This window comes from Deltaproteobacteria bacterium, from assembly GCA_016874735.1.
In the GTDB taxonomy this organism is placed as follows: Bacteria; Bdellovibrionota_B; Oligoflexia; order Oligoflexales; family CAIYRB01; genus CAIYRB01.
This window is the reverse complement of the sequence record VGTI01000019.1, coordinates 1-20172: the sequence shown is the minus strand read 5'-3', so window position 1 is coordinate 20172 and position 20172 is coordinate 1. Positions and strand designations below refer to the sequence as shown.

General features: G+C 50.3%; 16 protein-coding genes. 7 read left to right on the top strand and 9 right to left on the bottom strand.

Features of this window, described 5'->3' with window-relative positions:
• Positions 1 to 22: 22 nt before the first annotated feature.
• On the bottom strand, positions 23 to 739 hold the full coding sequence (locus FJ146_09820) for a hypothetical protein (protein MBM4252257.1): 717 nt from the start codon (positions 737 to 739) through the stop codon (positions 23 to 25).
• 220 nt (positions 740 to 959) lie between these two features.
• Between FJ146_09820 and FJ146_09815 the strand changes: the two genes are divergently transcribed.
• The 3 genes from FJ146_09815 to hemW all read left to right on the top strand — a co-directional run bounded on the left by FJ146_09815 (position 960) and on the right by hemW (position 4163).
• A complete protein-coding gene (locus FJ146_09815; GenBank protein ID MBM4252256.1) occupies positions 960 to 2075 on the top strand; it encodes a hypothetical protein in 1116 nt (371 codons plus the stop codon).
• 5 nt (positions 2076 to 2080) lie between these two features.
• Positions 2081 to 2863 carry a hypothetical protein gene (locus FJ146_09810; GenBank protein ID MBM4252255.1) on the top strand — a complete coding sequence of 261 codons (783 nt, stop codon included), beginning with the start codon at positions 2081 to 2083 and terminating at the stop codon, positions 2861 to 2863.
• 88 nt (positions 2864 to 2951) lie between these two features.
• On the top strand, positions 2952 to 4163 hold the full coding sequence (hemW, locus tag FJ146_09805; GenBank protein ID MBM4252254.1) for a radical SAM family heme chaperone HemW: 1212 nt from the start codon (positions 2952 to 2954) through the stop codon (positions 4161 to 4163).
• A gap of 19 nt (positions 4164 to 4182) precedes the next feature.
• Here hemW and FJ146_09800 read toward each other — a convergent pair whose 3' ends face one another.
• From FJ146_09800 to FJ146_09785, 4 genes are all read right to left on the bottom strand, one after another.
• The gene (locus tag FJ146_09800) at positions 4183 to 5172 is read right to left on the bottom strand and encodes a hypothetical protein (protein ID MBM4252253.1); all 990 of its coding nucleotides are present in this window, start codon (positions 5170 to 5172) and stop codon (positions 4183 to 4185) included.
• Positions 5173 to 5223: 51 nt separating this feature from the next.
• Positions 5224 to 6192 carry a hypothetical protein gene (locus FJ146_09795; GenBank protein MBM4252252.1) on the bottom strand — a complete coding sequence of 323 codons (969 nt, stop codon included), beginning with the start codon at positions 6190 to 6192 and terminating at the stop codon, positions 5224 to 5226.
• A 176-nt stretch (positions 6193 to 6368) separates the two neighbouring features.
• Positions 6369 to 6956 carry a hypothetical protein gene (locus FJ146_09790; protein ID MBM4252251.1) on the bottom strand — a complete coding sequence of 196 codons (588 nt, stop codon included), beginning with the start codon at positions 6954 to 6956 and terminating at the stop codon, positions 6369 to 6371.
• A 25-nt stretch (positions 6957 to 6981) separates the two neighbouring features.
• Complete coding sequence (locus tag FJ146_09785) at positions 6982 to 8301, bottom strand: hypothetical protein (protein MBM4252250.1); 1320 nt, start codon at positions 8299 to 8301, stop codon at positions 6982 to 6984.
• Positions 8302 to 8739: 438 nt separating this feature from the next.
• Between FJ146_09785 and FJ146_09780 the strand changes: the two genes are divergently transcribed.
• Positions 8740 to 9027, top strand: a complete 288-nt coding sequence (locus FJ146_09780; GenBank protein ID MBM4252249.1) for a hypothetical protein — start codon at positions 8740 to 8742, stop codon at positions 9025 to 9027.
• Positions 9028 to 9522: 495 nt separating this feature from the next.
• Positions 9523 to 11250 (top strand): hypothetical protein, encoded by a 1728-nt coding sequence (locus FJ146_09775; GenBank protein MBM4252248.1) that lies wholly within the window; start codon positions 9523 to 9525, stop codon positions 11248 to 11250.
• Between the two features lie 493 nt (positions 11251 to 11743).
• Here FJ146_09775 and FJ146_09770 read toward each other — a convergent pair whose 3' ends face one another.
• Positions 11744 to 12856 (bottom strand): universal stress protein, encoded by a 1113-nt coding sequence (locus FJ146_09770; GenBank protein ID MBM4252247.1) that lies wholly within the window; start codon positions 12854 to 12856, stop codon positions 11744 to 11746.
• Between FJ146_09770 and FJ146_09765 the strand changes: the two genes are divergently transcribed.
• The gene (locus tag FJ146_09765) at positions 12810 to 13886 is read left to right on the top strand and encodes an HlyC/CorC family transporter (GenBank protein ID MBM4252246.1); all 1077 of its coding nucleotides are present in this window, start codon (positions 12810 to 12812) and stop codon (positions 13884 to 13886) included. The two genes, FJ146_09770 and FJ146_09765, sit on opposite strands and share 47 nt — an antisense overlap.
• Here FJ146_09765 and FJ146_09760 read toward each other — a convergent pair.
• On the bottom strand, positions 13863 to 16604 hold the full coding sequence (locus tag FJ146_09760; GenBank protein ID MBM4252245.1) for an HAD-IC family P-type ATPase: 2742 nt from the start codon (positions 16602 to 16604) through the stop codon (positions 13863 to 13865). The two genes, FJ146_09765 and FJ146_09760, sit on opposite strands and share 24 nt — an antisense overlap.
• A 721-nt stretch (positions 16605 to 17325) precedes the next feature.
• On the bottom strand, positions 17326 to 17823 hold the full coding sequence (locus tag FJ146_09755) for a trypsin-like serine protease (protein MBM4252244.1): 498 nt from the start codon (positions 17821 to 17823) through the stop codon (positions 17326 to 17328).
• 380 nt (positions 17824 to 18203) lie between these two features.
• Between FJ146_09755 and FJ146_09750 the strand changes: the two genes are divergently transcribed.
• A complete protein-coding gene (locus FJ146_09750; GenBank protein MBM4252243.1) occupies positions 18204 to 19715 on the top strand; it encodes a hypothetical protein in 1512 nt (503 codons plus the stop codon).
• A 43-nt stretch (positions 19716 to 19758) separates the two neighbouring features.
• On the opposite strand, the gene FJ146_09745 is transcribed toward FJ146_09750, so the two are convergent.
• Positions 19759 to 20172, bottom strand: a 414-nt coding sequence (locus tag FJ146_09745) for an IS3 family transposase (protein MBM4252242.1), incomplete at its 5' end; no start/stop codon positions are given.

The window sequence follows — 20172 nt, the reverse complement described above, 5'->3', positions numbered from 1 at the left end:
TAGGCGCATGGGCTACCATCCATCAACAACCCAGTGGCTTAGAGGAGAATAGTCCAGTATTCGTCGGGCACTTGTTAGCGGGAGTGGTCCCCTGGAACTGGTAGTTCAAGTTCCCCTGCCTGAAGTCATAAGCAGGGTTGAATAACGTACTCAGGCACGACGCCTTCTCGGTCTCGGTGACCAAGCAACGGTCGTAATCGCGCACGAACACCTCTACCGCCCCAGATTCGGCTTCTGGCGGCGTGTAGCTCAACTGCAGTTCATTGGTGATCTTTTGGTTGTGCGGCGGCTCAACATTAAACCCGGTTGGTAGTCCCTTCAGGAAGATTGCCAGGCGACGCGCTGGCTGCGATTGATCTACGGCATTGATACGCCAGGTGAGCCTGGTGCCTTGTTGGCCTGTGAGACCAGATGTGCTACTGCCCTGGAGTAGCAGTGGCTGCGGGGCTGCCGGGGGGCAAGAGTCCTTGGATCTGCAATTGGGATCCGTGCTGTCCCACATCCCGCCGCTGCCCGACTCTTTTTCGGAAGCGGTGTCGGGAGAAGCGTCTTCGTCTCCAGAGCCGCTGCCGTACTGCTGAGCGCCAGTGCCACTCGTACCACCATTGCCGCCGGTGCCTTTGGACGGGGGAGGTGGTGCCTTACTGCCTGAGCAGGCGACGACCAAGTTTACCAGGCCGCAGAAAATCAAGGCTAAGGCCAAGTAGTCACGACGGATAGTCAAACTTTGTGAGTGCATAGGATCCTCTAAATCCTGGTTTCATTTGCAAACGTATCGGAAGATTTGGGTCAAAACTTTAAATAAATCCAATAAATCCATTTATTTCAGTGTGTTGGGTGTGAGTGCGGTCGCAGCGCGGTCAGATTGGGGTAATATTAAGGTACCGAGATGCATGGATCTCTTTCTCTCGCCATCTTTTTAGACCCCAGTCTGACAAATCCCCACCATCGAGGCATTTTTGAGGGCGTACGTCTACGGCGCATTGGTGCTGCTGAGTCTCATGTTGGGACTTTGTCCGCGGATTATGGCCAAGACGGTAGAGCCAGCTTTCCAAGATCCCTTCGACCTCGCGGCCGGCGGGGCATCGCTAACGCGTGCCAGTAAGGAGGGGATGCTGTTCTCAAATCCCGCCCTGTTGCGGCTTGCATCCGGATTTATTCGCTGGATAGGCTCGTCCTCAAACCTGCTCGTAAACAAGGAGTCTGTAGATACCGCTCGTAGGTTCTTGCCGGGCGGTTCATCCGGTGATACCGGAGCATCTGGAGCGGGCAATACCGAGGTAGTCGATCTGATACTGAAAAATCCTCTGCGTCTGGGCTGGGGACAAGCCGTGAGCCTTATCACCCGCAGCTTTGGTGGTAGTTTTTTTAGCCGATTCGAAGTCGACTTTGCCGCGTCGCAGTACGGCGCTTCCGGATTACCAGAGGTCGCCATTAAGACCGAGAGCTACAACGGCCTCGTCCTGGGCGCGCCCATTCCAGTGCCGCTACCATATTTGTACCTCGGGTTTACTGGGAAGTATCTCTTCGCCAGTGAGGAGTCGGTGACTGCAGATGTAGCTGATCAATCACAAATCACAAAGTATTCCGACCCAAACACCCTGAAGAGTCTTTATTCGCAAAACAGCGGCGCAGGCGTTGATGCAGCGGCCCTCCTATTTTTACAGGGAAGTTCGGTCGACTTCAGTCTGGCCGTCAAGGCCGATGATATCGGTAATACGAGGCTGACGGGGGATAGTTTGTCGCCCAAGTCACTGAAACAGGTAAACAGTGTGGGTACAGGACTGACGCTCCATACTGGTGACGACATGATCCATGTTGCCGTCGACTACCGTGACGTTGGCAATGTGTATGGTGAGCCTCTATTTAAACGTGTCTATGCCGGGACTAAAGTGACAGTTCGGCAGATGTTTGGCGTAGCGGCTGGATTTTACAACGGGTACCCCTCGATGGGGGCCGTGGTTGATCTCTTCTTCTTCCGCCTAGCGCTGACCAGTTACACGCGTGAACTGGGAGACCATCCTGGTGTGGCACCGCGCCATATGTATTTAGCGTCCATTAGTGCAGGTTTTTAATGAATATGAGCAAGGCACATAGCTTAGGTGGGACGCTGGTGACAGCGATCATAAGCGTCGCTCTGTTTTGGGCTTGCAGTGGCAGTAACAACCTATGGGACTGCGATAAAGGGTTTAGTCGCATCAAATGCGATAAACCGACTCCTGAACAGTTGGCCCGGCGCCACCTGAATAACGGAGAGTTCAGTGAGGCGATTGACATACTGACCACGGCGATTAGCGAGGAGCCAGAGAATTACCTGCGCTATCCGCTCCTGGCCGCGGCCTACGCCGGTCGTGGTGGGATCGACATACTTGGTATCGCCCGCAAGCAGATGTCTACCGGTGAGAGTCCTCTGCAAACGTTCTCGGCTTTTCTACCGACGCCGAGCTCCGTCGATACGACCACTTACCAAACAAATCTTTCAGATGTGGCTCTGGCCGTAGCTACGTTAAATGGCATCCCGCCAGATATTCTTAGCGATACCGAGGCCTTTGAGTATAGTGCTAGCGCTCTCCTGCAACTCACGATTTATCAGAGCTCTTATTCCATTATGTACCTAAATCAATTCATCATTTCTCCTGCAACTGGGACTATCAGTGTGGATCAACTCAGCAATATGACCGATGACGAGGCGGCCCAGGTGCTGGCCAATCTGATTGCAGTGGGACAGCTTCCAGGAGCCTCGGGTAACAGTCAGATGCAGACGGCGGTTGCCAGTATCGTCGAGAATATCAATGGTCAGTCGGGGGATTCGACCAAAGATAAAATAAAAGCTTACGTAGCCACCCAGCAATCAGGTACATGAACCTGGACTAGACTCCCTGGAACTCAGGAGAGTCATCCCCGAGTGACTTGTGACAATGACTCGTGACGGTGACTCTTGACCGTGAATAATGACTATGACCAAGAAGCTCGGACTGTACCTACATATTCCCTACTGCGCAGCGCTTTGCAGCTACTGTGACTTTGCCAAGACGGCAAATCATACGCCCGCGCTCATGGCCCAATATGTGAGGGCCTTGGAGGAACAGGCTCGAGCTTGGCTCAATTCACATTTGTTGGCAGATGCAAGGTCTGGGGGTATCAGCTCGGTATTCTTTGGTGGCGGGACACCGAGTTTATTTGCTGCTGAACTCGCACCCGTCTTGGCAACAGTCCGCCCGTTTCTTCAAGTTGATGCTGAGGTCAGCTTGGAGGCGAATCCGGACGATCTCACTGAGTCGCGACTTCAGTGCTGGCGTGACATCGGGGTGAATCGCTTATCGGTCGGGGTGCAGTCGTTTGATGGGGATGCTTTAAGCACTTTGGGACGCACACATGACGCTGCCCTTGCCAAAGACCGGATCAGTCGCGCACTGCGGTACTTCCCCAATCTCAATGTCGATCTGATTTATGGTTGGCCTGGACAAACAGTGAGTAGCTGGCAGCAAGATTTAGCTGCAGTGATAGCCCTGGGTGTGCCGCATCTGAGCCTTTATTGCCTCACTTTTGAGTCGCGTACGGTACTCGGTCGCAAATCTGAGCGTGGCATGATCGCAGCGCCAGTTGATGATCACGTAGCACATCTTTATCAGGTGGCCTGCGATCACTTGGGAGCCGCTGGGTACGAGCACGAAGAAGTGTCCAATTGGTCTAAGACCGGACATAGCTGCCGCCATAATTGGCTTTACTGGCAGGATCATTATTTTATCGGTATCGGTGCTGGGGCTCATGGTTACTTGTCGGCGGGCGATCCTTGGGGCATGCGCTACGCCTATCCGCGCAATGATCGCGTCTTTGGCAAGCCTCAACCTGCTAGCCTACGGGCAGATACGACGGCTGCTTTTGCCGCGTCGCTTGGAGCCACGGTTGACGCGGAACGTACGGCCGAATCCTGGCTCACCGAGCTTGTGGGCTCCGGCCTGCGGACCAAAAAAGGCGTCAACATCATCACTGCAGCGGAGCGATGTGGGCTGCGGTTTAAGCCCACAGTGCATGTAGATGCCGCACTCAGAGACGGCATCCTAAGGCTTGATGACGAAGGAACCCTAACTCTCAGGCCAGATGAGTGGTTCCGCGAGTCAGGGTGGTGTGTCGAAGTTTTGAGGTCTTGTGTTGAGATCTGATTTCTGATCGGTGGAACGATTAGCGCAGCCGGATCATGTTACGCGCAATCGCATCGTAGCTATCCTCAGTGTAGAACTGTACGTAAGGACAGTCAGCGATGTTTCCGATCTGGAGATCAGGTACATTAAAGTCTAAGCGCTGAGCATCGGTGATCTTGCCGACGTTACAGGCCTTGGTACCATCAGCTTTGACCACAAAATTAGGATCGTCTTTATTAACTCGTTTAACAAATCCAAGTAACCGACCCACCGGATCCATGACGATGAAATATCTCATATAGTGGTTTTCACCCGCATCATCATGCATGAAGTCGATGTTGACATTAAAAGACGAACCGTCTGGTGCCATATCGGTGATCCGACCACGGGCACAGTGCGCAGATAGGGTGTTCTGGGTATAAAACTGAAATGGGGTCGTAATCAGTCCCGGTGTCGGGTTGAGGGTGTTGCCAAGTATGAAGGACTGAAAGTCCGTCCTCATAGTTTGCGGCAAAAATGTAGTATTAAGAGTGCTGATCTGTGGCTTTTCAATTGTTGCTGTATAGAGTTTGAGGTTGGAACCAGTACGCACCGAGTAGATGCATGTGTAGGTAGCGGTGTGATCTAGCTCGACGTTTTCGAAGCGGACATAGGGCACAAAGTTACGGTCGAGCATCTTCATCGAGGAGTCGAAATAGCGAGCACCGACAACAAAGTTCTTGGGGTCTAGTAATACCACTGACTCGACATAACTCGCCGCAGACTGCTTGAGATTCATGAAGAGAGTGATGTTAGCGCGGGATTTAAGCGTGGAGCGAGGACCAAAATGGAGGCCGTCGATCCAGAACTGAAGGGTTGCGCCGGCTTGCTCGGGTTTGACGTTTGGTGGTGTGGTATCGACCTTTTCACATGCGCCTTCAGCAAACAGCTCTGTCGGTGACACAAAAGTCGCACCGATGCCCATGGTGCCGGTTAGTTTCAAAAGGTGGCGACGGTCAATTTCATAGACATCTGTTTTGATCATTGGCATGAGTGAGCTCCTTAAAGGGATCTGTGTAGTGGGAAATTGAAACTGACTCTGTCAGCCGATTTGGATCATGGTCCGTGCGAGTTTGCCGTCTGGCATTTCGACGTAGGTGCAGAAAACCTGGTGTTCCAAGATATTAAACTGGGCTCGGTCAATCACGGTTCCCATGACATCGGTGATGGTGCCCTTTAGTTCAGCGCCGACACTCCAAGTCGTTGTCGGTAAAGCTGTGTGGAGGTTACGGACCTCTGTCGCCGTGGTGTGTGGATATTTGACAGTGGTATCTACAGCAAAGCTGGCACTGTTCTCGGCAAACACTGCGACGCTCTGGTAGGCGGGCATACCCGTGGGGACTCCGCGTCCCGAGAGATCGACGACCGACTTGTTTTGAAACTTAGTCATGAAGTTTATCGGCAAGACCGCTTTGGCTCGGGAATCGCTATACTGCATCAGCACGACTACTTCGTTAAGTGCGGACCCCTGATCGACGAGCGATAGACCGTCAATCACGATAGGGCGCCAGGTGCCATCGGATTTTTTGTCCGCGCCAGTGATGCCGTGAAGTGCCAAAAGACGTCCTTTGGCATTGGCGATCACAACCTGCTTAATGTCTTCGCCGGCGGGGAGCACGATCGCTAGCATGGCCGAGTCTTGACGCCCGTAGAAAGCGCTCACGACTTGTTTTTCGACCACTGTGGGCGGGATGTCGACTTGTGGATTCCCCACAGCGTTACAGTTTTGCGCGGCATCCCCGCTCGACTTCACCTGGGGATCCCCAGGTGCCGCGGGCTGGGGGCCGGGCTGCGCGGGGAGATCGCTAGACCGGTTGTCCCTAGACACGGGCTTACCGGCTAGTCCGTCCGAGAACTTAGCGTTCGAACAGGCTTGCGCAATGAGACCAGCCAACCCTGCCGAGAACATTAAACGACGCGGCATCTGAGGTTTAGTGGTAACGGCTACGGTGCTCTTCGGCTCGGTGGCGGTGACAGGTTGTTCGCCCTTTTTTGGTGCCTGGTCCTGCATCGGTGGTCCCCTTTTATCACCTGGTTCCTCTAGAGAGATTTCGGTAATTCATGGGGCACAGTATCCTGACAGAACCCGTCATCGGAGTTTTGTTCAGGGAACTTGAGTAAAAAATAAAAAAGTAATCATTTTAGAGGTCTGTCGGGCATCAAAAATGGTTCGGAAAAGCCTTCAACTTATTGCTTCTCGCATGTGATCAGGCTAACGCCAAGGTTTAGCTGGGCGACATAAGTCCACCCATTTGGACAGGAGCCGCGGTTGAAGGTTACGATCGCACCGTGAGGCATATTGTCGAAAGATGGTGCGCCGCCAAAATAGGATGCACAAAAGCCACCCGTGCCACGAAATAGATCGGGCTCACGCGTTGCAGGATCGACAAATTCTGGGATGATACGGCGATTCAGGTGATTCAGCGGACCTTGATTAGTCTTGGTCGCCCGAAAGACAATTTTATTGTTCTTGCACTGTGCGGTAAGCGTCCAGACACCAATCTTGCCATTTGGGCCGGTGAGTAGAGATCCGTCGCCTTTACGGATCGGTACGGCACTAAAGTGAGCGCAATTCAGAGGCAGGCTGTTCTGCGACGGTGCACCCAGTGACATACGACAATCGAAAGTCTCGATCACAGTGCGCTGCAGTGACATCAGATCACCGCGCAGAGTTAAATGGTTTGCCCCTTCGTTCAGTTGATGTAGCAAAGTGACCGTGGAAGCAGCCACTACGGCACTGATTGACATTGCGATCATTGTTTCGATGAGCGTCATGCCGCTTGATCTTGATAATGGTATGTTAACTTTGATGTTTGCACCTATAGACGACGATTTGATTATCTGTTTCTTGCGACGTGCTTGGGAAAGTTAATGCACGCTGGCAAGAATCTTTCATACGATCTGGGCTAAAATATCCTGCGTACCCTAAATCTAGGTAGCCTTGATCGGGTAGATGAGTGATGCGAGCGATTAAGTATACCCCGGCCTCGACAGCCGCATCGCTTATTTGGTCTCGGTTCATCACACCTGCCGCAAAAAGTTGGGTATTTGTGTCTGAGTAGTTATGAAAGAGTTCCCGGCCGGCTAAAATCGCGACTAACGGAGCAACCTCGTGGGAACCGTAAAGAGGAAATTTATCTGGGAGTTGATTAATTGCGGTAGCTACTTCTGGTGCATTGGAAAAGTGACCGATTCCCTGGAAGTAGCGGAAATAACCATAATTTGAGGTGACGCAATTTATTCCTAAAGCGATTGTTGCGCTGAAGAATATTGGGCGCCATTTGTTTCCGCGATGCCAAAAATCGTTGAGTGCCGTTAGACTGAAAACGATCAGAAAAGGCATTAGAAAGTCCAGGTAAACAAAATACAAGTCTTTGAACATTGCAAAAAAGGCCAGCATAACGACGAACGACCAACCAAGAGGCTTTAGGCGCGACAACCAAAAACCAAGAAGTCCAACAATAATTAATGCCCATTCTTTGGCGATAAAGAATGTCGATACCTCGAACTTGCTTAAGCCTGCGGGGCGCCTAAAGTGCATGAGAAATGTGTGCTCAAGCATGGGTTCGAATGCCAAGAAAGCAAAAGGAAGCACCACCATAGCTGTGATTGCCAGTGTACCGTACAAGAGTCTTAAGGCTGGTTTTATCCGATGTTTGAACAGGTCAAATAAGCCAAAGATTGCTGCAGCGGGTAGAGCGTAGATCTTTGTTAAAAAAGATAGCGCGAATGCGATTCCCGCGCGGAGCGGTCTTTCACTTTCGTAGAGGTACCATCCAAGAACTGTCAAGAGTGTTGTGATCTGGACGCCAGTTATAAAATCAGACGTCGACAGTACCGTGAAGCTCCATAGATGAAGCAGTGGCGCCATCCATGCAAAGCGATTAGCTCGTTTATTCAGGATCATGAACAGCAGATATGCTGTGATTGATTCTGCGATCACAGGTACCATCTGATAACCCATGACCCAGCTTGAAAAAAACGGCCTTAAAATTGTCATGATGACTATTTGAATCGGAAAATCAGATAGCACAAAGTCCCGGTAAGGTAACGCACCCTGAGACAATAACTGTGCGTCGTAGATGTAGGCGTTGCCATCGCCAAATCGATAATCAAGCATCGCTAACTTCGTTGCGATAAATGCCAAGCAAAAAAATAAAGCGCGGAGGTCGAGCTCGATCTTCCATCCGTTTTTTTTGTGGTTGTAAGTCAGGTCGTTCAGCGCCCGGTCCCTCGTGGCTATGTTGTGGTCGCTTTGGTCACAGGAGAGAGATCTTGTTGGTCCATAATCAGATCGGCGAAATACAACGCTGCTTTAGCAGGTGAGGGTTGCGTGATCTATGGTTAGCGACATGTGGACCGTTCTGGGGGCTATCCGAGGCGTTCGACAAATCGGAAAATGGTAATAAAAACATATACAGATCGAGGTTTTGAAGTAATTACTTCAGTAATTTAGAAATAAAATGTTCAAGTCCCTGCGCACTCTGCCGATAAGTGCCCCAACCTGAAGTCGCATGGCGCGACTAATGTCATTCAGCGCAAGGGGGGGACCAAGCATATGGCCGTATTTGATCACAAAACCATCTGGGTCATGCTCGCGGCTGCGAGTTTAGGTCAGATGGGCTGTAAGGCTCACGGTAAAAGAACCACGGGTGAGGCCCTGCAGCCTACCTCGTACTCAGTCCAAGCTGCAGTCGGTAACGGGCTCGACAACAAGATTGATAGCCGTCTGGTTTGGCAGCGAAACGAATTACCAAAGTGTCTGCAAAATCGCGTGGACGCAAAGTTTTATGTTTGGGCTGAACAAAAAACCTTATCCTGTCGGGCCTCCGGGGCGTGGGAGTAAACTATGAAGCAAGTCACAAATATTTTATTAGGTACTCTGATCGCCTGCCTGCTTGGCGTCATTGCGGCGCCCCAGGCTCAGGCTTTTTTCTGGTACAGCTGTCCAGTGCAGCCGCCGCCACCACCAGATAGTTGTGTGAAGCCACCAAATAATCAGTGTGCAAAAAATTCGGATAAATTTTGCTCGTCATGTAAAGACTCTTGTTTGACTCCAGTCAACGTCTATCAGTGCCAAGGCGACGGCAAGAAGAAGTTTGGTTTCCTAGTTACAACCAATGCCTCGCAGTGTGCTGCGAGTGCGGGGTGGCAAGAGCCTCACAGAATCTTTGAGGCATTCGCCAATATTTCGGGCAACACCTGTATAGCGACGCAATCACGCTGCGATACCAGTAACGCCTCTTATATCAATCTGACCGGAACGGCCTGCACGACCACCAAAAAGGGAAAAGTGGTCAACGTGGGCTTTTCCCTACTCAACGCCCCTGAATTGGGAAGTATGCCGATCTACCAATGTCGCGACGCCAATGGTTACACGGCGCTCAGTCTTTGGAGCGACTGCGCGGGATTAACGGGTTACACAAAGGTTGCGATGTTAGGCTACGCCTTCGGCAGTGCAGCGCCACGTTGTTATCAAGGACCCGCTGGTCCCGCGGGCCCTCCCGGCCCCCAAGGTGCTAAAGGTGACAAAGGTGACAAAGGTGACAAAGGTGACAAAGGTGACAAAGGTGCTCCGGGAGCGCGTGCCGTTGTTAAGACCAGGGTTTTGCGGCCTAATGAACCTGTACCCCCCGGTGTGAAGCCTTGCCCTCAAGGTGGTATCTTGGTTGAGTCGTTCACCGATGTGAATGCTAACGGCATTTATAATAGTCCTGAGGATAATCCATACTCAGTCCAGTCGGTCTGTAACGGCGAATCTGGACCCCAGGGTGAACCTGGCTATTCAGCATTACTGAAAAGTACTCCCATCCCTCCGGGAAGTCCTATCTGCCCTGCCGGTGGTTATCATGTGACTGCATTCCTTGATAAAGACAGAAACTTGCAACCATCACCAGGCGAGATCCTTTACGAACAAGACATTTGTAACGGGCTACGCGGTGACAAAGGTGACAAAGGTGACAAAGGTGACAAAGGTGACAAAGGTGACAAAGGTGACAAAGGTGACAAAGGCAACGATGGTGCTGATGCCGTAATCACTGTTCAGGATGCTCCTCCAGGGTCCTGTCCTAACGGAGGTAAACTCTATATGAGTTGGACCGACGTCGTCCAAAGTCCAGGGGAGACAGTCCCAAGTTTCAGTGGTGCACCAGACTACAACTTGCAGGAGTCGATCATCTGTAACGGCAAAGACGGTGCTAATGGTAAATCGGTTCTTGTAGAAGTAACCAATCTACCGTCAGGTTCAGGTTCAGCCTGTGTCAACGGTGGTACTCGTGTTGTCTTCTGGTACGATATCAACGGTAACGGAATCCGTGACCCAGGTGAAGCTGTGGAAGACTACATAACCTGTAATGGCAAGGACGGTGATAGCGTTGTATTTCAGTCAACTCCGCTACCATCTGGCTCGCCTGAATGCCCAACGGGCGGTGTAACCTACACACAATGGATGGCATCGACTCCAGGTAATAAGTCATCGCAGAACATTTGTAACGGGTTCAATGGCATCATTACGACAACCTCAAATCCGCCGCAATGTCCCAACGGTGGTGTGCTCTACACCTCATGCACTGACTTAAACAATGATGCTCGGTGTGAGTATCCAGCTGACATCAACATCATTCAGACGCCCATATGTAACCAGTGCGCTAGCACGCCAGGAACGGTCAATCCAGTGTGCCAAAACTCAGGTCTCTTAAATCTCATACCGACTGCGGCTGGGGACTGGAATTCAGCCACTGCAGCATGTCGACAGGTTCGGATCGATTCTCCGTTTCCAGTATCTTCACCACTCGAAAACTCTGGTAAAACAGGATCGCAAGTCTGCAGTATTGCTGGTGCTGGTAGTTGCCTAGGTGTGGTTGAATTTAAGGTTGCAGGCGTTAACTTTAACAAAAACAACCTCAACGACAATCCACCGCCAGCACAGCTAACGTGTGATAAGCCTCTACCACAGCAATGGCCATGGGCAAGTCACACAGTAACTACATCGGATCAATTGGCCTACGGGGAGGCGGACACCTACATTGTGTGCTGTTCAAATTTGACAGCACCTGTATTAGCTCCGTAGTTTAATTTGAAAATGTAAGTTACTCCGGTAGCAAACGGCACAGGTGGCCTCCTCAAACTGAGGAGGCCACTTCTTTTTTCAGTTTCGGGTAGATGACGTTCCTTAGATTTTGTCGTGACAGAGTTTAGCGTCTATATAGACCAGCAAATTTTAGTAAGATGGGTTGGATTTAGGGGATAAATTCATAGTTGAAGCAAAAATTTGATGGTTATCGAAAGATGGCTAATAGTTAATGTGGTTAAAAAATCATGTTTTCCCAAGCGAAAGATGAGTAAATTAAGCAGCCTGTACTAAAGACCAGACACATAAATTTTAGGCATCCAACGAACTAGATGATAGAGATCCTTCCGTTATCTTATTTTTTGCTCGTTGGATGTGTTGCAACGAGCAGGCGTAAGACTTTAACTTCCACCATATAATAAATTTTTCTGCGTTCGCAGGCTCGCTGTAGCAGGATCCCCAGTATTAGGAACCGACCGGACAGTGACCGGGTTTAAGCTCGTACCACTAGTACCGAGTAATCGTGGCGTACTGCCTGGTCAAGCGACACACTCCCCAAAGTAATGAGGTCAACGAATCCGTGGCCCTGAGCTCCAAGAACGAGGAGGTCAGCTTTTTCCTCCTTCATCACACGTTCCAGGGTGTCACTCACGTAACCCGATTCGACCCGAGAGGTGACTTTGGCCGAGGGTAGCGTAGACTTCACCTTATCGACGATCGTAGCGTTGTTTTTAGCCAGGCCATCTTTGACCCAGGTCGACACGTCGGCCTTAAAGTGCTCGATGACTGCTCCCATGGCTTTTAAGAGCTGTTCTGGGTACACCGTAGTGACAACCACGCGCTCCACATTTTGTGGCTTCCAGGAAAGCAACTTGTCGATACAACGATTGGCATAGTCGGAATGATCGGTAGCCAATACCAATGTCACAGGCTTGACTGCACTCTCAGGCTGCTTGCTGATAAGTATACTTTGTTGAGCGCTCAGGAGTACCTTGCGACTTACACTGCCTATAATGACGCGCTCTAAAGCATTCTTGCCCGAATGTCCAACCACAAGTAAATCAGCAGCGGTTTCTTTCGCGTGATTAACAAGGGCATTTCCCGTCATGCCAGTCAAAACTTTTGTTGTGGTTGGTAGACCCTTGTCTTTAAACGCCTTCTCGCTGCCGGAAAGGACTGATTTAGCGAGCTCAGTTTGCATTCTGACGAATTCATTCACTACAGAGGTATGAGCGGTGTCTGGTCTCACTGCGACTGCTGCACCCAGGATTTCTATAGCAAACGCTAAGTCTACTTTGGCATTGGCAAACCCAAGTGATGCCACTTGCGCACTGAGTCGCTCCGCGGTTGCTATTTCATCGACTCCAACTAAAATTTTCATGGGGGACTCCTGATATATAGAAATTCTCAGATCAGTCTCGGCCCAGTCATCAAAAAAGGGCCATATAATGCCACAGAATAACATGCTAAGATCCCGGCGACAAATATAAGGCGTGCGAGTGCAAGCAGTCCGGTTAGGTGCCCCGGTAACCGCCGATTTTTGGAGGTCTGTCTCAAGAATGGAAGAGTTGGTCGTCGTCGGAGTATGCCTGGTCCTCAATGCCATTCTGGCAGCGTATGAAATGGCTTTTGTCGCGGTCCCCAGACCTGAACTGCGTCGCTTAGCAGAAGCTGGGGGCAAGTATGCGGAGGCTACCCTAAAGTTAAGAGAAAATCCTGAGAGGACGCTGTCGATTATTCAAGTCGGCATCACGCTAGTTGGTGCGGTCGCTGCGGCTGTCGGTGGTGCAGGTGCGGCCGAGACTATAGAACCCTATCTGATGAACAATTTTAATTTAAGTCAATCGTCGGCAGAGTGGATTGCGATTGTAATTGTGGTAGTGCCAATCACTTATCTAAATGTCATCCTAGGTGAGCTTGTGCCTAAATCTTTGGCTCTACGTAATCCTATACGAATCCTAATATACGGTGCACGTTGGTTTGCGATCGCTGATAGGTTTCTGGCACCTGTTATTACTTTGCTCGAATGGTCCACTAAGCGTGTCATAGCTTTGCTATTTCCTGCGGAACCTAAGGTTGAAAGCGCCGATAGTGCACCGATCGCTCTTGAACTAGAATCTTTTTCACCTACCCACCGGCGCTTTATCCTGAATCTAGTAGACCTGGAATCGCGCCGGCTCAAGGAGATCATGATTCCTTGGACGGATGTGGCATGTGTCAATGTCGCAAGTAATATTGAACAGGTAAATAAGGTAGTACTCGCCTCGGGTCATACCCGCTTACCAGTCGTACAAACTGTGGACGGCGCATTGCCGCGTCTTATAGGTATGCTGCATACGAAAGAATATGCCACGTTGCGAGATAGCGGAGAGAAAGAGTGGACGGCGATCATCAGGCAGCCTATCTTAGCTAATCCTCTCGACTTGGCGCTAAATACTTTGCGTCAAATGCAGACCAAGCGTAGCCACATGGCAATTGTCATGTCTAGCGCAGGACAACCAGTAGGGCTAGTTACCTTAGAAGACATCTTAGAGGAGATCGTCGGAGAAATTTACGACGAGGACGACGATGGGCGAGTGCGGCAGCTATTTGCTGCCAAGGCTCGACTTAAGTTAGGTCTTAAGGACCGCAAATAGCGCACTTCTTCTTAAGCGTCGACGTACTAGGCATTTGCGAATTTCCTCTACCCAAAGCACGGTACTGCCGACCAGTCCGATTTTAAAAACCTCTGTTAGTCTTATGGGTACGGTATGGAAGAGATCACCTAAGGGGCGCCAATATACTACAGCTATTTGTGCCAAATTGCTCACGAGCAGTCCTCCTAACAACCATTTATTCCGAAGTATGTCAGTCGTCAAAGATGACTTGGTTGAGGAGCGACAATTCAGCACGTTAAACCATTGCGTGACTGCCAGCAGCGTAAAGGTTTCAGTCTGCACCTGCGCAAATTCTATGCCCTCTCGCAGTCGATGAACGAACCAACCCAGGACAATGGCCGCTATCAGTGGCGTCATCAATGCGATTCTCGCAAGAATATCTCTGTTGATGAGAGCCTCATGCGGTCTGACTGGGCGGCGGTGCATCTCATCACCTTCGAGTGGCTCCATGATCAGATTAACCGTGACGGTACCTTCAGTAACGAGATTGATCCATAAGATCTGGACTGCAGCCAATGGCGGTGGATAGCCTGCTATCAAGGACAGCAGGAGGACGAGGACTTCTGCCATTGAGGTTGCAACCAGATAGAGCACTGCTTTTTTGAGGTTGCGATGGACTAATCTTCCCTCTTCGATGCCAGCGACAATGGTGGCAAAATTGTCGTCAGTTATAATCATCTTTGCCGCAGATTTTGCAACCTCCGTTCCGGTGATTCCCATGGCTACGCCAACGTCGGCACCAGCAAGAGCTGGAGCATCATTGACACCATCACCCGTCATGGCAACGACCTGCCTATTTGCCTGTAGCGCGGCGACGATACGTTGTTTTTCTGATGGGTGGACGCGCGCAAATACGGCGGTGCTGGGTGCTTGCTTTTTCAAGTCTGCATCTGACAAAGCGCTTAACTCGCGGCCGTCAGTGACCAGATCGCCGGAGCGATAAATGTCGAGGATCTGGGCTATTGCCAAGGCAGTTGCTTTATGATCACCAGTAATCATGACGGGACGAATCCCTGCGCGTCTACATGCGGCGACGGCATCGCGTACTTCTAAGCGCGGCGGATCGATTTGGCCAACCAGCCCTAGGAAGGTCGCGTTACCTCGGACGCTATCGTATCCCCGCCGGTTTCCTCGGCCGTCAGCCAATCCATGACCATCGACGACAGCAAAAGCCAACACTCGCAGCGCTCGTTCTGCTAGTTCATGGGCTATTTTGGAGATCCGTTTGATCTGAGTCCAATCTAGTGGCTGCGCGTGACCGGCGTGCAGGCGATAGCCGCAAAGTGTAATCACTTCCTCAAAGGCTCCCTTGATGAACACACACCGCCGCGAGTCACCTATATGCGATGTGGCCATCATTTTGGTAGCGGATTCAAAGGGGATCTCGTCGTGACGGGGGAGGATATCCTTAAGCACTTCCTGGGGTAGGCCGGCCTTGAGGGCTAGGGTCAGGAGAGCTGCCTCAGTTGGGTCTCCTACGGGGCGCCACCTAGAGTCTTCGGCATCAGGTGGAAGCAAGGCAGCATCATTGCAGAGGGCTGCAGCAATCAGCAATTCTTTAAGCTGATTATCGGCGGATGGATTCAGGACCTGGTCCTGGTGGCGAAAGTAGCCCTGCGGCTCATAGCCACTTCCGCTAACCTCTATCATGCGTCCATCGGCTAACCATAAAGTGGTCACGGTCATTTCGTTGCGAGTTAGAGTTCCGGTCTTGTCACTACAGATCACCGAGATTGAACCGAGAGCCTCGACTGCCGCAAGCCGGCGAATAATCACGCCTCGTTTAGCCATCCTCTGCACGCCAACAGCAAGTGCAATAGTCATTGCGATGGGGAGGCCTTCCGGCACCATAGATACCATCTGACTGATTGCCACCATGAACACCTCAGTCATCGGTAGGCTACGAAGCCATCCAATGAGCATGATGCTCGCAAACAATATTAGTGCTGCGACAACAATGTGTTTGCTGAAGCGATCAATTCGCTGTTCGAGAGGCGACATTGGGTCCACGGCCTCGGCTGTTTGCACTGCAAGACGGCCTATCTCGCTGTGGCTGCCAGTTGCGACGACGACGGCACTTGCGCGACCTGCAGTCACATATGTGCCAGAGTAAAGCATGCAGGTTCGATCGCCGAGGCTCGCATCGAGGGGGCAAGGAAGCTCATCTTTGGCCACTGGCATTGACTCGCCAGTAAGGATCGCTTCTGAAGTCTCAAGGCTTTGGGCTGTGAGGAGACGGCAGTCTGCAGGAACCGCGTCACCTGCAGCAAGCAGGGCTATATCGCCAGGCACTAAATCAATGGCCTCGCAAACAATTTCTTTACCGCCTCGTATCGCGCGTACGTTTAGCGTCGATAGTTTGCGTAGGGAGTCGATGGAACGCTCGGCCCGACCCTCCTGGATCGCACCAATCACAGCATTTAGAAAGACCACAACCATGATGACGATCGAGTCTTTGACTTCGCCAAGGTAAAGAGCAATGCCCGCCGCGGCAAGTAGGAGATAGATCAGTGGGCTCATAAACTGGTGGGCAATCACCTTCAGTAAAGAGACTTTTTTCCCGGATGGGAGGGAATTGGGGCCATATTGCGTTTGGCGCTTCACGACCTCTTGAATCTCTAAGCCCGCATGAATGTCCGTCGTGAGGATGGCGATAGCCTCCTCCGCACTTAATGTGTGCCATGGCTTCGGAGTCATAGTTTGGGGGCTCGACTTTTGCATGAAGGCTCCAACTTGGGATTTTATACCGGCCAAATTATACCGATAACCCTCCAAAAAATTAACCAGCAATATGGTCGAATATAGCCTGGTGTCCGGTGACACTACCCAAGTGAGCGGACTCCTCCGTTTTGCATTCGGGTACGGAATTCTTTTTGAAGGAAGGCCAGGTTATCTCAAGTCACATACTTTCAATTCAATTTGCTGCCTCTCGAAGCCAAGCGGAATTTTGTGGATCAATGATATCCACGTAAATGGACCTCTTCATGGGCCTTCCATCCTTTTTTATCAGGTTGCCACCATGAGTCACCCCGGCAATTAACCACTCTCCATTTCGGAATACGAATAACGGACCGCCGGAATCACCCGCACCCGAAGCTGATTCGTAACCACTGCTCTCACCTCCAAGGCTCCCTTCGAATGTCAAAACTCCCTTCTCGGCTGAAGTAAGGATATTCTTGCCAGACCTTTTTGTTCCCAGCCCCGACTCTTTGTAACCACGATCGCGAAAGTTACCCCCACAGTTCAACTCAACAAATTTTTTGAAATCTTGGCCTGATGTTGCGAGGGTAGCCTTCAGATTGCGCTCATCACAGTCGATTGGACATCCTTTGTCCGATGGCACTTCATCAGCCGGAAATCGCAACACTGTATCGGCGTTATAATCGATCCCGTTTACTGAGGTTGCGACCTTTATATTTCAATGACCATCGTCATCTTTAGCTCGTGGAATATAGCAAAACCGATCAAACGGAGTGATTAGAGAGTTTCCGAAGCCGACTATTTTGATCTCTTCATTTGGACGTGCAGATTGCGTCGCCACCTTGCCAAATGTCGGACCAGAGTATGTTCCCTTGGGAAACTTTACGTAAGCCAAATCGTAACGTGGATCACGCGGCAGCTTGCATGACTCACCGCCACTCGGCCATCTTGGATGAATAAAAATAAATTCTGATTCCACGCTAACATTCCCAAACTTAACAAAACTGGCACGATCGACGCAATGAGCAGCAGTCAAAAGAAGACTGTCATTCAGAAAACTTCCTGTGCAGTAGCTACGACCGTTCATTTGAATCTGGACGACATAAGGAAAATCAGGCTCCTCGATCCCATTAGTGACCTTTGGCTGACTTGCCTTGATAGATTGGCAGGAAGTTCCTAACAAAGATACGAGTAGCGAAAGAAGCAAGATACGCATAAGTGAACCCACCTATAACTTTAAAATATGCTGAAACAGTCGAGAGCCCTGCAAGTTGGGTGCCATCTTCTTTTGCGATCACCAGACCAACGAGTATCGCGATAGCAAATTAGGCATCTAAATTTTAATAACGTCAATTTTGAACGGACATGTCAATATTTGACCACATCACTTGAATTTCTTCGATAGAAGTAGCGAGGTTTGACAGCTGCGCTAGTGGCAATATCATTGGACGCCAACTGATCCAGTATCATGCTGATCGGCATAATTTATGCATCAGGACTCCTTCCTGTAGGTCCACTCTCTGACATTCCTGAACACTGGCACATAAACTGCCTGATCTGATGGGTTCGAACAAATATTTAGGAGATTACCAACAAATGCGACCTCATCATATCCGCACATTCTTGCTGGGATTTGTCACACTGGTTGGTACTAGTCAAAACAGCTGCAAAACATCTGGCCCACGCGGGTCTGATACAAAAGGATATGTATCTGAAGGGTCGTCTTATCTGTGGCCGAGAGGAGTGGATGGTAAAATATCTATTCCAGTCTGCTGGGAGAACCCGGAGACTAGTTCGGATAAAGTTCGCGACAGCATCGCCTCCCTCGTGACTTTTGAGTACGGGCAAGCTGGACTTGATTTTGTCGGCTGGAAAACCTGTAACGAAGACAGCTTGGGCATTAGGATCTTTAACAACGACACTCGTCAGCGACGAGTAGAAGCGTTCGGCGCGAAAATTAGCGGCATTAAGAATGGCATGCTTCTGAATTTAAACTGGGAAGTAACGCCTACGTTTTGTGCAAAAGAACATAAAGACGTATGCATACTCAATGATGCCCTTCATGAGTTCGGACACGCAATTGGATTGCGTCATGAAGCCAATCGGACTGATTCTTTGTGCGTAGAGGCACAACGCCCAGGAACCGGCGAGCAGGGGGCTCTAGAAGTCGGCGAATTCGACAAAGATTCAATAATGAACTACTGCGCTAATACCATGGTATGGAAAACAGGTCAGTTGCAACGCCTGAGCGCCATGGATCGAGAGGTTATAAGGCGCTATTACAGTGGGGAAGTAAACTTCAAAAACAAAGAAGCTTGCGAAAAAGAGGGTCACTCCTGGATTGAAAGATTCACCGAATCGTGTTGCCGCGTCAGCTCTGAAGCCATCAATTTATCTGAACAAAAGGCATACAATTACTGCGGCGTCGTTGCTTCCGTCAAACTTTCGGACTCATTGCGCGGAGTCACGTCAAATATCCTAGAGTCAGAAAAGTTCACTGTAATTATAGACTGCCCCGGACTGTTTCCACCACCGACCGCCGTAGTCGAAAGAAATCAGCTGCTGGCTGAATTTCCCATAACTTTTCGACCGAAATCAGGTGTGCTTTGCAGTGACGTTCTGGTTGTTCCCGGAGTAAAAAGAGAAGAAACCAAGAATCAGCAAGTGCTAAGATTGAAGCAGAATGAACCGCGCCCCTTGGCTGTTGACCGCATCGTCTTCGATGGAATATTCAAGGCTGAAAGTGCTGCCGAATCAAAACTACCAACAGATGTTTTGACCAGTCGGTTCTATTCAAAGCATAAATTCACGATAAAATTGCCTAAGTCTTGGTCGCCTAGAAGCGCAATGATGGCTTGCGATAAGCAGGACCTGTACACGACAAATATTTCTGATGATGCTATCGAATTCACGATTGCGTCGCTTGGATTTCAACTTCAACAGGAAATAAATTGCACGGGTATAAAAATCTTTGACGCCCCCGCCACTGCTGATGCCTCGAAAGTTTATAGCATGCGGTTCGAAAAAACTATCACTATGCCTCTCGGTAGAAACAGTAACCAAAATGATTTGAGCAGCTTTGCAGTGATCGAGAGTAGGCTCAAGTAAGGCTAGAGGTTATTTGAGGTGGCCCTAAATTTCCGGACACTCACTAAGCGATATTCCGCTCATACTGCTCGGGCGAGTGATATCCCAGTGACGAGTGCAACCTAGTCCGATTATAAAACACTTCGATGTACTCGAAAATAGCTGCAGCGGCTAGCTCTCTTGATTCATACACCTCACCTCGGATTAGTTCAGTCTTCAATGTCCCAAAAAAGCTCTCAGCGACAGCATTATCGTAGCAATGGTCAATGCCAGTCATGCTTTGACTGAACCCGCGGCGGCGCAACCGACGGCGAAACTTCTTGGCCTTGTATTGCCCACCCTTGTCACTATGGAAAATTATTGAACGGTCGGGACGTCTCATACGGTAGGCCATATCAAATGCCGCCATGACGATATCGACCTTCAAGTCACTCCGGGTGCTCCATCCCACAACTTTACGGCTAAAAACGTCGATAAT